This window comes from Ferdinandcohnia jepli, assembly GCF_047246645.1.
GTDB lineage: Bacteria > Bacillota > Bacilli > Bacillales > Bacillaceae_L > Ferdinandcohnia.
Window position 1 is genome coordinate 208463 of the sequence record NZ_JBFOKR010000005.1, and the last position, 15714, is coordinate 224176.

Annotated in this window: 16 protein-coding genes, 1 pseudogene and 1 riboswitch; of the genes and pseudogenes, 13 read left to right on the forward strand and 4 right to left on the reverse strand. The window is 36.5% G+C overall.

The annotated features are described in order from the left end of the window. Positions 1-170 precede the first annotated feature (170 nt). From sigY to AB3M96_RS07205, 5 genes are read left to right on the forward strand one after another with little or no spacing between them, the layout of a single operon-like run. Positions 171-734, forward strand: coding sequence for an RNA polymerase sigma factor SigY (sigY, locus tag AB3M96_RS07185; RefSeq protein WP_412966894.1), 564 nt, complete (start codon positions 171-173; stop codon positions 732-734). After that, positions 688-1038, forward strand: coding sequence for a YxlC family protein (locus tag AB3M96_RS07190; RefSeq protein WP_412966895.1), 351 nt, complete (start codon positions 688-690; stop codon positions 1036-1038). Before sigY ends, AB3M96_RS07190 begins: the two co-directional genes overlap by 47 nt. Further along, positions 1035-1244: a sigmaY antisigma factor component gene (locus tag AB3M96_RS07195; protein WP_412966896.1), complete on the forward strand. Its 210-nt coding sequence runs from the start codon at positions 1035-1037 to the stop codon at positions 1242-1244. The genes AB3M96_RS07190 and AB3M96_RS07195 overlap by 4 nt, the downstream gene beginning before the upstream one ends. Beyond that, entirely contained in the window at positions 1244-1450 is a 207-nt protein-coding gene (locus tag AB3M96_RS07200) for a hypothetical protein (protein WP_412966897.1), read from the forward strand. The genes AB3M96_RS07195 and AB3M96_RS07200 overlap by 1 nt, the downstream gene beginning before the upstream one ends. Then, complete coding sequence (locus tag AB3M96_RS07205) at positions 1431-1745, forward strand: YbjQ family protein (RefSeq protein WP_412966898.1); 315 nt, start codon at positions 1431-1433, stop codon at positions 1743-1745. Before AB3M96_RS07200 ends, AB3M96_RS07205 begins: the two co-directional genes overlap by 20 nt. Before the next feature lie 19 nt (positions 1746-1764). On the opposite strand, the gene AB3M96_RS07210 is transcribed toward AB3M96_RS07205, so the two are convergent. Then, complete coding sequence (locus AB3M96_RS07210) at positions 1765-1944, reverse strand: hypothetical protein (protein ID WP_412966899.1); 180 nt, start codon at positions 1942-1944, stop codon at positions 1765-1767. A gap of 277 nt (positions 1945-2221) precedes the next feature. Here AB3M96_RS07210 and AB3M96_RS07215 point away from each other — a divergent pair. The 7 genes and pseudogenes from AB3M96_RS07215 to AB3M96_RS07245 all read left to right on the forward strand — a co-directional run bounded on the left by AB3M96_RS07215 (position 2222) and on the right by AB3M96_RS07245 (position 12488). Then, positions 2222-3777 (forward strand): annotated as a pseudogene (locus AB3M96_RS07215) (spore germination protein). 38 nt (positions 3778-3815) lie between these two features. Then, complete coding sequence (locus AB3M96_RS07220) at positions 3816-5024, forward strand: Ger(x)C family spore germination protein (RefSeq protein WP_412966900.1); 1209 nt, start codon at positions 3816-3818, stop codon at positions 5022-5024. Further along, the gene (locus AB3M96_RS07225) at positions 5021-6133 is read left to right on the forward strand and encodes a GerAB/ArcD/ProY family transporter (RefSeq protein ID WP_412966901.1); all 1113 of its coding nucleotides are present in this window, start codon (positions 5021-5023) and stop codon (positions 6131-6133) included. Before AB3M96_RS07220 ends, AB3M96_RS07225 begins: the two co-directional genes overlap by 4 nt. 33 nt (positions 6134-6166) lie before the next feature. Further along, positions 6167-6295, forward strand: a riboswitch (TPP riboswitch). Between the two features lie 139 nt (positions 6296-6434). Then, the gene (gene tenA / locus AB3M96_RS07230; protein ID WP_412966902.1) at positions 6435-7118 is read left to right on the forward strand and encodes a thiaminase II; all 684 of its coding nucleotides are present in this window, start codon (positions 6435-6437) and stop codon (positions 7116-7118) included. A gap of 111 nt (positions 7119-7229) precedes the next feature. After that, on the forward strand, positions 7230-8249 hold the full coding sequence (locus AB3M96_RS07235) for a thiazole biosynthesis adenylyltransferase ThiF (protein ID WP_412966903.1): 1020 nt from the start codon (positions 7230-7232) through the stop codon (positions 8247-8249). 466 nt (positions 8250-8715) lie between these two features. Further along, a complete protein-coding gene (locus AB3M96_RS07240; RefSeq protein ID WP_412966904.1) occupies positions 8716-10473 on the forward strand; it encodes an ABC transporter ATP-binding protein in 1758 nt (585 codons plus the stop codon). After that, positions 10470-12488 (forward strand): ABC transporter ATP-binding protein, encoded by a 2019-nt coding sequence (locus tag AB3M96_RS07245; RefSeq protein WP_412966905.1) that lies wholly within the window; start codon positions 10470-10472, stop codon positions 12486-12488. The genes AB3M96_RS07240 and AB3M96_RS07245 overlap by 4 nt, the downstream gene beginning before the upstream one ends. A 235-nt stretch (positions 12489-12723) precedes the next feature. Here AB3M96_RS07245 and AB3M96_RS07250 read toward each other — a convergent pair whose 3' ends face one another. After that, entirely contained in the window at positions 12724-13110 is a 387-nt protein-coding gene (locus AB3M96_RS07250; RefSeq protein WP_412966906.1) for a globin domain-containing protein, read from the reverse strand. A 252-nt stretch (positions 13111-13362) separates the two neighbouring features. Here AB3M96_RS07250 and AB3M96_RS07255 point away from each other — a divergent pair, with 252 nt between their 5' ends. Beyond that, positions 13363-14628, forward strand: a complete 1266-nt coding sequence (locus tag AB3M96_RS07255) for a hemolysin family protein (RefSeq protein ID WP_412966907.1) — start codon at positions 13363-13365, stop codon at positions 14626-14628. Positions 14629-15043: 415 nt separating this feature from the next. Here AB3M96_RS07255 and AB3M96_RS07260 read toward each other — a convergent pair whose 3' ends face one another. Then, positions 15044-15439: a hypothetical protein gene (locus tag AB3M96_RS07260; RefSeq protein ID WP_412966908.1), complete on the reverse strand. Its 396-nt coding sequence runs from the start codon at positions 15437-15439 to the stop codon at positions 15044-15046. Between the two features lie 30 nt (positions 15440-15469). Next, on the reverse strand, positions 15470-15679 hold the full coding sequence (locus AB3M96_RS07265) for a YozQ family protein (protein WP_412966909.1): 210 nt from the start codon (positions 15677-15679) through the stop codon (positions 15470-15472). Positions 15680-15714 lie beyond the last annotated feature (35 nt).

The window sequence follows — 15714 nt, forward strand, 5'->3', positions numbered from 1 at the left end:
GAGGCCATTTTTTACTTTATAAAAAAATTTCATAAAAAAAGTTTTACATTTTTAAAAATTCTAGTGAACTTTTTAAAACCTCATTCGTACTATTAACGAATCTTATGTAAAATAGGCTTGAGTAGACAAAAAAATAAAAAAATATATTCTTCTGGGGGAGAAACAAATTAATGGATGAGAGGGATTTGATTAACAGTGCAAAGCGAGGTGACTCACTTGCATTCGCAATGCTTTTTAAGGAGAATTATCCATTCTTAGTTAAATATTTAATCAAGGTTACAATGAAGCCTGATGTAGCAGAAGATTTAGCACAAGAAACTATGATGAAAAGCATGGAGAAGATAAAACTATACAACGGAAAAGCAAAATTCTCTTCTTGGCTGATTACAATTGCAACGAATCTATATATCGATAACCTCCGTAAGAAGAAGCGAGAACAAAGCTACCAACAACAAGAACAAGCATTGCGAAAAATGAAGTGGCAGTTTGAAAATCAATCAGAGGAATGGACAGATGTATTAAGCGCCTTGGGAAGGCTGTCTGATGAAATTCGGATACCAATTGTGTTAAAACACTATTATGGGTATTCGTATGAAGAAATTGCTGATATGTTACATATTGCTCTAGGTACTGTTAAATCTAGGATACATAATGGAATACAAACTGTGAGAAAGGAGTTGAGACCAAATGAAGAAAAACAAACTACTGCTACTAAAAAAAGATCAACAACCTGAAGAAGATGTTGAAACAATACAGGAGATCAATGAGGCTTTCACAAAAGTCGACAACAATTATTCGGTTTTCACTCCTGATTTACAAGTCTTTGAGCAAATGGTCATCGCCGAACAAGCGAAGCAAAAGAAAAAATTCAGGCAGGAACTAACAGCTTTTATATTGATCGCATTATTGGTGTTAACTGGGCTTGTTACGGCTTTATTCAGAATTCCGATTGCATTTTTTATTGTTCAAGGGATTGCAACGATTAGCCTGCCCATCTATGTGTACCTTCAATATAGAAAACGGGTGAGTAATGCATGAAAACAACAGACAATATCATCGTAATTATTCTAGTCGTAGTCATCTTGATGATTCAGAGTTTATGGTTATTTTTAGATGCCAGGAAGCGTGGACATAATCACTGGTTTTGGGGGATATTGGGTTTAATACAGGCACCCTGGCCAACCGTATTTTATGTTCTTTTTGCAAGAAAAAAATATTTGCTGTTTAAAGTAGGTAGGAAATAATGAAGAATGTGGCGAAATACTTTGTGTTAAGTGTTGCAATAATAGGCCAAATCGTAGGAATAATCTTCCTGTTCATCAATATAGAGGTTGCATTAACTTTTTACGCGATTTATATGGTTACAATACTCCTATTGTTTTGGTTATTGATTCGAGAAAGAAAAAAAGAAAAGAAGGAGGATGAAGAAAATGATTATCGTGACTACTGATTACGTGCCAGGAAAAGAAATAAAGGAATTAAAGGGTTTTGTAAGAGGAAGTACAGTTCAATCAAAGCATATCGGAAGAGACATAATGGCTGGTTTAAAAACAATAGTTGGTGGTGAAATCACTGATTATACAGAAATGATGAATGAAGCTAGACAAAAAGCAATTGGACGCATGGTGGAAGATGCTCAAGCAAAAGGTGCTAATGCAGTAATTGCAATGAGACTAGAGACTTCAGCAGTCATGCAAAATGCTTCTGAAATAATTGCATATGGTACAGCAGTGTTTGTTGAATAGTATCTAAAGCTAGACGGAATTATTGTCTAGCTTTTTCTTTTTTTCTCATAAAAGGTATGTTAATTCGTCTGCCGTTCATCACGAACCAAATAATAATCGGAGCTATTAGATTAAAACCAAATACGATAATTACCACTGCCCACACAAACCAGGTTGTATTGAGTACATGTATATAAAGCCATGAATGATATAAATCCATCTTTTCCTCACCCTATTCTGCCTTCATTAGTAATCCATTATTGCCTTCATATAAATAAAGATACATTCAGTTAACCCTTCGAATAATAGCCTACATAAATGGATATAACAGGAGATAATGGTATTCCTATACATAATAAAATTCCTTCTATAAGTGATTAAATGAATAGAGAAAGGAAAGGAATTTCACAAGCAGTTATGTAGATCACAACATATGTTTATTTTAAAAGATATAGAGTAAATCACGTAAAATGTACTTCTAGAAAGGCTTGACAACAATGAGTAAAGCAATAGAGGAAAGTTTGAAACAGGAATTAAAACCTAGTATTGAAGAAAATAAATCTCTCCTCCAGTCTATCTTTACATTGACAGATGACGTTATATTTCGTGACTTTGTCTTCCAGGACGAAAAAAATCTAAAAGCTATTAGTGTGTATACTGATGGACTTGTTAACTCAAAAGACATCAATGAGATTATCAAGATTTTTATGTTTCAGGCAAATGAATTACTTTCTACATCGGATAAGCCGGACATTGGACAAGAACTTGCGGAGAAGGTAAAAAAACATTTTATTTATATCCAAACTGTTAAATTGATAACCAAAGTAGAAGAAGCAGTTAATGGCATCTTAAGTGGAGATTCTGTTTTCCTAATAGATCAGTCTAATGAAGCATTACTTATTTCAACAAGAGGATGGAACGAACGATCAATAAGTGAACCACAAACCGAGCAAGTGGTCAGAGGTCCAAGGGATGGTTTTACTGAGAATATTCGAACGAATACTGCGTTGGTTAGAAGAAGGATAAAAGATCCGTATTTAAAGCTTGAAGCCCTGAAGGTTGGCAAAAAACAAGAACGGACATTAATATTGCTTATCTTGAGGGGACTGTGAAAGAGGGATTAGTTAGGGAAGTAAAAAGTCGTCTTGAAAAGATAAAAATCGATGGAGTAATTGAGAGTGGATATATTGAAGAACTAATTGAAGATGCTCCTTATTCCCCCTTTACAACAATTCAAAGTACAGAAAGACCTGATAAAGTAGCAGCAGCTATTTTAGAAGGAAGAGTAGCCATCTTTGTTGATAATACACCCTTTGTACTAATAGTTCCCACGTATTTCTGGCAATTTTTACAGGCAAGTGACGATTATTATTCTAAATTTATATCTGGTTCTTTTTTTAGAATAGTTAGGTATGCCGCGTTCGTGTTCAGTTTAGTACTTCCATCTATTTATGTCATGTTGGTGAGTTTTCATCAAGAAATGATCCCTACTCCTTTGGCACTCACAATTGCTTCTGGTAGAGAGGTTGTTCCTTTTCCTATTTTAATAGAGGCAGTAATTATGGAACTTGCTTTTGAATTGATGAGAGAAGCGGGATTACGAATGCCCAAGCCAGTCGGACAGGCTGTCAGTATTGTCGGTTCACTAGTAATTGGTCAGGCTGCAGTTCAGGCAGGGTTGGTTTCCCCTTTCATGGTAATTATTGTTGCAATTACAGGCATATCTTCTTTTGCCATTCCCAATTATGCAGCATCTATTTCTGTTAGGCTGGTACGATTCCCATTATTATTCGCTTCAGGAACGCTGGGGTTATTAGGATTTACAGCAATGTTTACTTTATTGGTAATTCATGCACTTTCTTTACGTTCATTTGGTGAGCCATATCTAGCGCCAGCAGCACCATTAGCACCAACAGACCAAAAGGATGCTTTAATTCGTTTCCCTTGGTGGAAAATGGAAAGGCAACCAGAACTAGCAGAGGGGAAAGAAATGCGTGAAGGGAAACAGCAAATTCCAAAACCTCCGAAAGACGGTGGTACGAAAAAAGAATAGTGTAGACTCATGATTATATAAATGGATTGGTGGTGTGTATGGTAAAAAAAGTAGCACTTGTTCTATTATGTTTTAGTTTTCTTACTGGCTGTGTAGGAAAGCGAGAGATTAATGACCTTGCTCTAGTCATGGCAGTAGGAATAGATAAAGCAGAGAAAGATGGACATATAAAAATTACTGCTCAGGTCGCCCGTCCAGCAGATGCAAGAGGGCAAACTGGTGCTCCGTCAGGTCAAACTGGAGACCCAATTTGGTCTGCCAGTGCAGAAGGGGAAACTATTTTTGAGGCAATTCGAAATCTGGCTACTTTTGCAACAAGGAGAGTGTTTTGGGCCCATAACTATGCCGTTGTAATCAATGAAGATGTCGCCAGGGAAAAGGGGATTGCAGATATTATTGACTTTTTCACGCGCAATCCAGAGCTAAGGATGAGAACCTGGGTCCTCGTAACTCCTAACAATGCTAGTGAAGTCGTTTCCACAATTACCGGCCTTGAAGTTATACCAGGAGAGGCATTGGATAAATTATTTAGATTTACTGATATATCTGCCCAAGCACCTAGGACGCAAATGATTGATCTACAGTCTGCCTACTTAAGTGAAAGCTCTGAACCAGTTTTAGCAAGGGTACGCTTAACAGAAAGAGGAGTGTCTAATAAAAAACCAGGCCAGGCTGGTGCGTATAAGCAAGTAGAGCTGGCAGGTGCTGGAGTATTCAAAAAGGATAAGTTAGTTGGCATTATCAAACCGGATGAAGTAAGAGGGCTACTCCCGTTCGTAGAAAGTTTAGAATCAGGTATTGTTGCGTTATCATGTCCAAATAATCCTCCAAAAAGAATAAGTGTGGAGCTTAGAAAGCAGACCTTTGATGTTACACCTTCTTATCGTAATCAAACACCATCATTTCTTGTGAAAATGCACACCTTCGCTAGTGTTGTTGAAGCGGGCTGTCCTTTTAGCTTGGCTGATGGAAAAAGCATTAAGAAACTTGAAACAGAACTTGAAGAGACATTGAAAAATGAATTAACAAAAGTTGTAAAGCTAGCACAAGAAGATTATCAATCTGATTTTCTTGAACTAGGAAAGGTTTTTAATAATAAGTATCCAAGTGAATGGAAAGAGATAAAGGATAACTGGGAAGAAAAATTTACTCAAGCGAAAGTAGAAATTCAAGTAATTGCTGAATTAAATGATTCTGCCCTATTATATAGGCCCACAAAACGAGGGGTAACAGGTGATAAGGAATGAGAGTACAAATTACAAATGGTATGTTTATGGCGATTATCATAAATTTGGTCTATGCCAAAGCCATTGGTTTAACACAAGGATCGATGGCCCGTGAGATTGGTAGTGATATGTGGATAGCAACTGCACTATCTACTTTTCAGGGTGCTCTTTTTATGCTTCTTACTGTACTTATTATTAGGAGATTACCTCAATCAGATTTAATAGAACAAAGTGCTGTACTGGGAGGAAAATGGTTTAGTAAAGTTATAAGTCTGCTGCTTTTTGTATTCTTTATTGGTGCTTTTGGTGCGGTTATGACAACGTTTGTTTATCATTTAAAAGATTATTTTTTACCTGATGCACCGATCTTACTATTTATCATTGTTCCATTTTTAATAGGTGTCTATGGAATTATGTTTGGGTTAGAGGTTATCGGAAGGATGGCAGTCATAGGCATTTTATCGATACTTGCACTAAATATTTTACTGCTTCTGGGGTCATTATCGAACTTTGATATCCGCGAATTGTTACCTGTATTTCGTTCAGGTGTAGGAGAAACACTTTGGGCAAGCCGTCATAACAATACGGACTGGGCTATGGCAACAATGATGGCTGCACTCATTTTACCTAATGTAAAGAATCCAAAAACATGGGGTAAATCAGGCGTTGCAGGGATTGGATATGGCGGGGCTTTTGTGTTAATGTGGCCGATTCTAGAAGCGGGCGTACTATCTGCAGAAGTAACAGGCAATTATATAATCTCTTGTATGCAAATGGCTAGAAGTGCAGAAATAGGGTTGTTTATTCATAGATATGAAATGATTATGATTGCATTTTTCGCTCTTTCTTCGATTACACAAATTCTAATGACACTACTCTGTGCATCCATATCGTTTCAACGTCTATTTAATCTAAAAGATTATCGACCTGTTATTATTCCTGTAGGCATTATATTATGTGCCTATAGTTATTGGCTTGTCTTTGATCATCATCGCGCAATTATGATTATGGAGAATCAGTGGGTACTAGTAGCTTCTGTTATTTCCATTTTTGTACCTGGATTTGTTTGGACTTTAGGCATAATAAGAAAGAAAAAGCTATTGCATAAAAGATTTGAAGAAGGATTATAAAAATGTTAGGATAACTATGAAAAGTGAATAGTAGTTTACCACTAGGGGTGCCTTTAAGCATAAAAGCAAAAGGCTGAGATTGAGGATTGTTCGTACATGACCTTAAGACTCTTAGAACCTGATCTGGATTATACCAGCGTAGGGAAGTGGGCAGGCCAATACATACCTTTAGTTTCTTTGAGTTGTATTCTAAAATTAGCCACCTTCTTTACGTTGTGTAGAGGAGGTGGTTTTTTAATTGATTTTTTACAAGTGGAATTGTTGAATCTTAATAAATAAATACAGTAGGAGGAGAAACATAATGAAATTTTCACAAGAAATTCGTTTAGCAGCAGATTCAATTTGGAAAGCGAGCTTTAACCATCCCTTTGTTAAAGGTATCGGGGATGGAACTTTGTCTTTAGAGTCTTTCCGCTATTATGTCTTACAAGATTCATATTACCTTTCACATTTTGCAAAAATACAATCATTAGGTGCAGCAAAAGCTGAAGACTTACATACAACTAATCTCTTTGCTGTTCATGCTCAAGGAACCTATGAAGCAGAATTATCACTACATGAAAACTTCTCGAGACAGCTGAAGATCAATCAACAAGAAATTACAGAGTTTAACCCAGCCCCAACAGCATATGCCTACACCTCCCACCTATATAGGGCAGCTTATACAGGGCATTTAGGTGATATAGTTGCAGCACTATTACCATGCTATTGGCTGTATTACGAAATTGGAGAACAGCTAAAAGATTGCCAACCATCTCAACCAATTTATCAGGAATGGATTTCGGCATACGGTGGAGCTTGGTTCAAAACGCTAGTTGAGGAACAAATTAAATTGATTGACGAATTAGCAGAGAGAGTAACAGAAAATGACCGTGCTAGAATGAAAGAGCATTTTATAATTAGTAGTCAATATGAATACGCCTTTTGGGAAATGGCGTATACACATGAGAATTGGCCAGTAAAGTTGAAATCGACTATAAAATAGCCACTATAGAACCAAACAACTACAAAAATAGGAAGCCAATATGATACCATAGACCTCAGACATGTAGTATTCAATAATATGAATACTAGACAATGGAAGGAATGAGAACGGTTGAGTGAACGATATTCTCGACATGAAATATTTGCTCCAATTGGGGTTGAGGGTCAGACAAAGATAAGAAATAAGCATGCCTTGGTAGTAGGTGCAGGTGCTCTTGGAACAGGAAGCGCCGAGGCACTTGTGCGTGCCGGCATAGGTAAGCTTACGATTGTAGATAGAGACTATGTAGAGTGGAGTAATCTACAGCGACAACAGCTTTATGCGGAATCGGATGCTAGGAATCGTTTGCCAAAGGCAATTGCAGCCAAAGAGCGTTTACAACTAGTGAATTCAGAGGTTGATATTAATGCTTATGTAATGGATGTAGGCGTTGAAGAGATTCAAGAACTCATCCAGAAAGTCGATATCATCATAGATGCAACTGATAACTTTGATACGAGAATGCTCGTAAATGATGCATCTCAAAAATACAATATCCCTTGGATTTACGGAGCATGTGTCGGAAGTTACGGGATAAGTTATACCATTTTACCTGGCCAAACTCCTTGTCTCAATTGTTTGCTTGAGACAGTGCCGATTGGAGGATTAACCTGCGATACGGCAGGAATTATTAGTCCTGCGGTACAAATGGTGGTTGCCTACCAAGTAACAGAAGCATTAAAAATCTTAGTTGAAGATATCGGGTCACTTCGTGGAAAATTAGTTTCCTTTGATCTTTGGAAAAATCAGTATACAGCAATTAAGGTAGACAAAGTAAAAAAGGATAGTTGTCTCTCATGTGGTACGGATAGAACCTATCCATACTTATCATTTGAAAATCAAACCAAATCAGCCGTGTTATGTGGAAGAGATTCAGTACAAATAAGACCATCAGAAAGAATTGAACGTAATTTAGATGAATTAGCTACACTTTTAAAGACACATGGAGGAATTGTAGAGCAAAACCCATTTTTACTGTCTTTTACAATCGGTAAAAACAGGCTCGTCATTTTTAAGGATGGCCGAGTGCTGGTTCACGGGACAAAGGACATTGCAGAAGCGAAAACTCTATACCACAGATATTTGGGGTAATCGAAAAATAGGTAATTATCAAAAAAGTAGTAATTGACAAAAATATGTCCACGGTGGTAATCTAACTAAGTATTAAAATTACTAGTAAATGGAAAGGGAGGGTATCGAAATGAAAAATGTATTGATTTTACCAATCACAAAGTTAAATAGTTTCGTGACCTTTCCTTTGTTTAATTATAGTAGATAAACATTTTCCTACTACATTTATACACTTTTAACCAAAAGTACAGGTCACTTTTAATACGTGACGTGTGCTTTTATGCTTTTTTAGGGCATATCGCTGTTTCGTGTGGTATGTCCTTTTTGCGTGGTTTCAAATTGGGTACAACAATCTACCAGATTGTTTGCTATAAAAAATTTTAAGGAGGAACACAAAATGAGGGGATTTGTAGTAAGTGGAATTAAATATGTCGGAGATCCAGAAAGCGGCTAGTAGAAATTGTAGACATGAAGGGAGATAACAGCTATGTTTTCGGTATTATTTAAATTAGGTTGGTTTTTTAAACAGCATTGGAAGAGATATACAGTTGCAATTATCCTGTTAATACTCGTTGGGATTCTGGAGATTATTCCACCAAAGATAATTGGAGTTGCAATTGATGAAATTCATATTGGGACATTAACCCAGGATAAGATTGTTCAATATCTACTTTTTTTATTAGGATTAATGGTCCTTATATATGGAGTCACATATGTCTGGATGTACCAATTATTCGGAGGAGCATATGTAGTAGAAAGAATTCTCCGTGGTCGGTTTATGAGACATTTATTAAAAATGAAACCAGGTTTCTATGAAAAAAATAGAACCGGGGACTTAATGGCTCGTGCCACTAACGATTTGAAGTCTGTTTCTCAAACAGCAGGTTTTGGTATTTTAACACTAATTGACTCAAGTATTTTTATGTTAACAATACTTTTTACGATGGGATTCTTAATTAGTTGGAAGCTTACATTAGCATCCTTAATACCGCTACCTATCATGGCTATGGTCATGAATGTGTATGGTAAGAAAATTCATGAACGATTTATGGAGGCGCAGGATGCGTTTGGAACTCTAAACGATCAGGTACTTGAATCAATAGCCGGTATTCGAGTTGTCCGTGCATATGTCCAAGAAAAAGCTGATCAACAAAGATTTCATAACTTAACTGAAGATGTGTTTGAAAAGAATATAAAGGTAGCTAAGATAGATGCTCTATTTGACCCAACGATGAAAATTCTAGTAGGAATAAGTTATCTTATCGGGTTAGGCTATGGTGCTTTTTTAGTATTTCATAATGAAATTACCTTAGGTGAATTAGTTTCATTTAATGTGTATCTAGGTATGATGATTTGGCCAATGTTTGCAATTGGGGAGCTAATCAACATTATGCAACGAGGAAATGCTTCATTAGATAGGGTAAATGAAACACTTTCCTATCAAGCAGATGTCGTTGAACACGCAAATCCTGTAAAGGTAGATATTCCAAAGCGTATTGAGTTTCATAATGTGACGTTCCAGTATCCAACTTCAACGGTAAAAAATTTAGAAAATGTATCTATTACAATTGAAAAAGGTGGCACCCTAGGAGTAGTCGGGAAAACCGGCAGTGGAAAAACAACGCTGGTAAAACAATTGCTAAGGGAGTATCCGGTTGGGCAAGGAGAATTACTAATCTCTGGAGTACCAATTGACCGAATTTCAATTAAAGATTTACATGGGTGGATTGGATATGTTCCACAGGATCATGTTCTGTTCTCCAGGACTGTTCGTGAAAACATCTTATTTGGTAAAAAAGATGCATCAGAGGCTGAGTTGGAAAAGGCAATTGAATTAGCAGCATTTCGAAAGGATTTAACTATGCTTCCTGACGGCCTTCAAACACTTGTAGGCGAAAAAGGTGTTGCTTTATCTGGTGGACAAAAGCAAAGAATTTCGATTGCAAGAGCATTGCTAGTGGATCCGGAAATTTTAATTCTAGATGACTCTTTATCAGCTGTTGATGCAAAGACAGAAACAAAGATTATTGAGAATATTAGACGTGAACGTTCTGGAAAAACAACGATTATCACTACTCATCGTTTATCAGCAGTTGAGCATGCCGATTGGATTGTTGTTCTAGATGAAGGTCAAATTATTGAAGAAGGAAGCCATGAAGATTTACTGGCACTAAACGGTTGGTACAATGAACAATTTATACGTCAACAAGTAGAAGAAATGACAGAAAGTGGGGTGTCTGCATGAACGTAGGTAAGAGACTCGTTTCTTATGCACTCCTATATAAAAAGATTATTATCTCAGCATTATTGATGCTATCCATAGCGGTAGCAGCTGAGTTAACTGGCCCATTTATCGCAAAAATAATGATCGATGACCATATCCTTGGTATTGAAAATACCTGGTATGAAACATCCGAAAGTCAAGACGCGGTGAACTACAATAATACCTGGTATAAGCGTTCAGACAACTTTACTGGTGGTGAAGAAAAAGGGAATGAAGCACGTATCCTTCAGGTTGGCCGTTCTTATTATTTTTTAAATAATAATATTGAATTTGATGGAGAGCGAAAAGCTACCAACGATGGTATTGAAATCAGTCGAAATGGGAAAACAGCTTCTTATGCTGCTGAAAAGTTATCAGTTGATGAACTTGTCAGGTTCTATCGTCCAGAAGTTCCAAAGTTAATAAAACTAATTGCAATCTACTTTGGATTATTAGTTATTGCATCCATTTTTCATTACGGACAACGATATTTATTACAAACGTCGTCAAATCGCATCATACAAAAAATGCGGGAAGATGTATTTGGTCAAATTCAACGTCTTCCAATTCAATTCTTTGATAACTTGCCGGCAGGTAAAGTAGTATCAAGAATCACGAATGATACAGAAGCAATTCGCGACCTTTATGTAACAGTGCTTGCAAACTTCTTCTCAAGTGCAATTTATATGACTGGTATTTTCATAGCACTATTTTTACTAGAGGTAAAACTAGCTTTAATTTGTTTAGTTTTAGTTCCAATATTAGTTATTTGGATCAAGGTGTATCGGAAATTTGCATCCAAGTACAATCACAAAATTCGCTCACTATTAAGTGAAATAAACGGAATGATTAATGAGTCCATTCAAGGTATGACAATTATTCAAGCCTTTAAGCGACAAGAAGAATCTAAAAAAGAATTTGAAGCAATGAACGAAACCCATTTTTCTTATCAAAATAAGCTTCTGAGCTTAAATGCGTTAACATCGCACAACCTGGTAGGCGTTTTACGGAACCTTGCATTTGTAGCTTTGATTTGGTATTTCGGGGGAGCAGCGCTCAGTGCAGATAGCGTGATTTCGTTAGGTGTTCTTTATGCGTTTGTAGATTATTTAAATCGTCTTTTCCAACCAATTACCGGCATGGTAAACCAGCTTGCTCTACTTGAGCAGTCCCTGGTTGCAGGTGAGCGAGTGTTTAAATTACTTGATACAAAAGGTATTGATGTATATGAAGATGAAATGCCACGATATAAGGGAAATGTTGAGTTTAAACATGTAAACTTTGGTTATAAAGAAGGCGAGTATGTCCTAAAAGATATCTCGTTTGAAGCAAAACAAGGAGAAACGGTAGCACTAGTGGGTCATACAGGATCTGGAAAAAGTTCAATCATGAACCTATTATTCCGTTTTTATGACATCCAAGAAGGTAAAATTACGATTGATGGATTGAATATAAACGACATACCTAAGCAACAACTCAGAAAGCATATGGGGATTGTTTTACAGGATCCATACCTTTTTACAGGAACTATTGCATCAAATGTAAGCTTAGATGACCCATCCATTTCTCGTGAAAAGGTGGAAAAGGCATTAAGTGATGTCGGGGCAGATCAGTTATTAAAAAGCCTACCAAACGGCTATGATGAGCCTGTTATTGAAAAAGGTAGTACTCTATCATCAGGCCAACGTCAATTAATTTCCTTTGCTCGTGCACTAGCGTTTGATCCAGCAATTCTAATCCTAGATGAAGCAACTGCTAGTATTGATACTGAAACCGAAGCGGTAATTCAGGAGGCACTAGAGGTTCTGAAAAAGGGAAGAACAACTTTTATTATTGCGCATAGATTATCGACGATCAAAAATGCGGACCAGATTCTAGTTTTAGACCGTGGCCAAATTGTGGAACAAGGAAATCATGATGAACTAATGCAAAATAAAGGCAAGTATTATCAGATGTATCAGTTACAACAAGGCAAAAATTCATCAATGGCAGGCTAAGTTACTTGTAAAGAAATGTTCATAAAATGTTCACTCCATAGACAAAAATAACACATGATTCCTAAAGAATCGGTGGTACTCTAATAAAAAAGAGGGTATGGAGGGGTCATCTTGGAAGAACTATCAATTACATTTAACATTGCAGCTGCCTTAGTTCTAGTATTCTTTATTGGTAGTATGATAATTGAATCCTAATTAAAAATACTCATCAGCGTGATATCTGATGAGTATTTTTTTATTCCTCTGTGTTTACCATTATTCCAGCAACTTGTTGCAAGCGACTATAAAATGCATCTGCTGCATCTCCTGTTAGTCCAGTTTCTTCGAATGCCTCCTTCATGCAGCGTAACCATGCATTTGCACGAGTAGGTGTAATCTCAAATGGGATATGTCGATGTCTCATCGCAGGAGGTCCAAATTCGTTACTATAAAGTGTAGGTCCGCCTAAAAACTGAGTAAGAAACATTCGCTGTTTTCTTTTTATTTCCTCGATGTCACCTTCAAACAAAGGGCTCAAATCAGGATCACTATATACCTTTGGATAAAAAGCATTTACCAATTTTTCTATTGTCGGTGTACCACCAATTTCTTCAAATAAAGTGTTTATTTTATATTGTTCCATCTTGTCACCACCGTAGAATTTTCTATTGTTACTATACCAATACTAAAAATCAGTTAAAGTGATTTGTATCACACTCGGCACTATATGATTTTCATTTTTACGATTCTTTGCTATTATTAAAATATCTATTTTTTTTATGGTCAGAGTAATGACTGAACAAATAAGCTTTTGTAGGTACTCTAATACTAAACTTCACTTATTATTGTGACCTTACACAGAGCTGATTAACAAAACTAGGAGAGTGAATTTTTCGTGGACGAATTGCCACTGAGTACCATTGTTTTATTATTTGTTTTAATTCTTTTATCTGCTTTTTTCTCAGCAAGTGAAACTGCTTTCTCAAGTGTAAACCGGATTCGACTAAAAAACTATGTTGACGAAAAGCGACGGGGAAGTAAAAAGGCTTATTATATTACAGAGCATTTTGATAATGCGTTATCGACTATTCTAGTAGGTAATAATATTGTAAACATAGCAGCTGCTTCAATAGCGTCCAAGGTCGCGAGTGATATATTTGGTGGAAACACTGGGCTTGTCGTAAGTACATTTGTAATGACAATCTTAATATTAATCTTTGGGGAAGTTCTTCCAAAGTCTTTTGCGAAAGAAAATGCAGAATCCTTTTCATTAGTTGTATCTGGTGTTTTATTTACGTTAATGAAAATATTAACACCGATTACTTTTCTATTCGGACTGTTAAAAGCAATGGCTGCAAAGCTTATTAAGAGTGATAATGACACTCCATCTTTTACAGAAGAAGAGTTAAAAGTAATGGTAGATATGAGTGAAGAAGAAGGAGTTATTGATAATAAGGAGAAAGAACTGGTTCATCGATCCTTAGACTTTAATGATATCCTAGTTGGTGAAATCCTAACACCAAGGATTGACATGGTCTCTGTTGAAGTGAATGATTCCATTGATAAAATTCGTGATATGTTTTTAGAGGAGCGCTATTCGCGTGTTCCTGTATACGAAGATAATACTGATAATATAATCGGAATTTTATCAGAGCGAGAATTTTTAAGTCATCTTGTGCAGCAAAAGAAGATTGATATTCGCTCTCTAGTTCGAAAGCCATTCTTTGTTGTTGAATCGATGAAGATTTCAACACTATTACCAGAACTCCAAAAGAGTAAAACACATATGGCAATAGTCGTGGATGAATTCGGAGGAACTTCTGGACTAATCACCTTAGAAGACATTCTTGAAGAGATTGTCGGTGAAATTTGGGATGAACACGATGAAAAAATAAAATACATTACACAAATAGATGAAAATAACTATGAAATAAATGCTGATATACCCCTAGATGATTTTGCTGAGTTAATGGGAATTGAAGAACCAGAAAGCTCTCATCATTCACTTGGCGGTTGGATATTTGAATCATTTGAAAAAATACCTGTTACAGGCGATACTTTTGATTACTTGCATTTATCATTAACTGTAACCGAAGTTGAAAATAGACGTATTCGAAAAGTAAATGTTGAAGTTAATCAACCAATACTAGAAGTTGATTAGAAAACTAGGCGAGAGCAGAGCCGTAGTGCACTTATGCAGATAGGAAAGAATTTTATACTTACAAAATAAGGATAGCCTTTGGGCTATCCTTTTCAACAGGAAAAAGCATATAATTTTCAACTAAGTTTTATGTCTAGCCCCAGCGCCTAGCCAGTTTTCCCACCTGAATAAGCTTCTTCGATTATCTTGCGCAAAAGCTTTGCTTTTAAGCAGCTCGAGGTCGCTTCACCACTCCTGCGGCGGCAACACTAAGGAATGGCTTCGTGAGCATAAGCTTCGCAGAAAAATTGGTTTAGCAATTTTTAGAGCCTCCTCGTCAGGGTTTCGACGCATAGGATGTGCTAGTGCCGTCGTTGCCACAGGACGTGGCGGTTTTTAGTAGATGTTCCTTTTTCAAGGCGCTTGCGCATTTCTTTTAATGAACCAACTTTTCAAGGTGTTCTGGTATTCGTATTTTTTCTTCTGAATCGGCTTTATGGTCGCAAGAGTGATAATCAAACAATATATCTGTAGGCGTTTTTACACTCAGTTCGAGGATGTAATCTCCCTTATCTCCCTTTGTTTCAAGATAAAACACTTTATCATCGACCTTTAAATGATAAAAATTATACTGAAACCCAAGAAAGACCTTTGTATCAAAGACTGTATCAGGATGTGTTGCAATATATTGTGCAAGCTCATCGATTGTCAACGTCATCGAAGGCTTATGCAACACTGAATCCAATTTAGCTTTTACAGCATTTGATGTATGATTAATTGTGGTTTTTGCCATGTTAGTGATATTCCGTAAAAACTGATTTACTTCACTCATCTGCACTCTCTCCTAAGAACAATTCCGAAATTACTCCTCGTAACCTTTTCTCGGAATTTCAAAGTCCTGTCCATTTGCATCATCTATGACAGCTTTAATCTCACCTTCCATATATGCATCACTTACCTGTTCATGTGTAGTTGCCAGGCCAGAAGAAAGTTCGTCATTTTTTTTATAGTCGTCTGTATGATAATATCGTCCAGCTAATTCATCTGTGCTGTTTTGAAACTTATCCTTCAAAGTAATCTCCTCCTGAAAATATATCTTCGTATTTA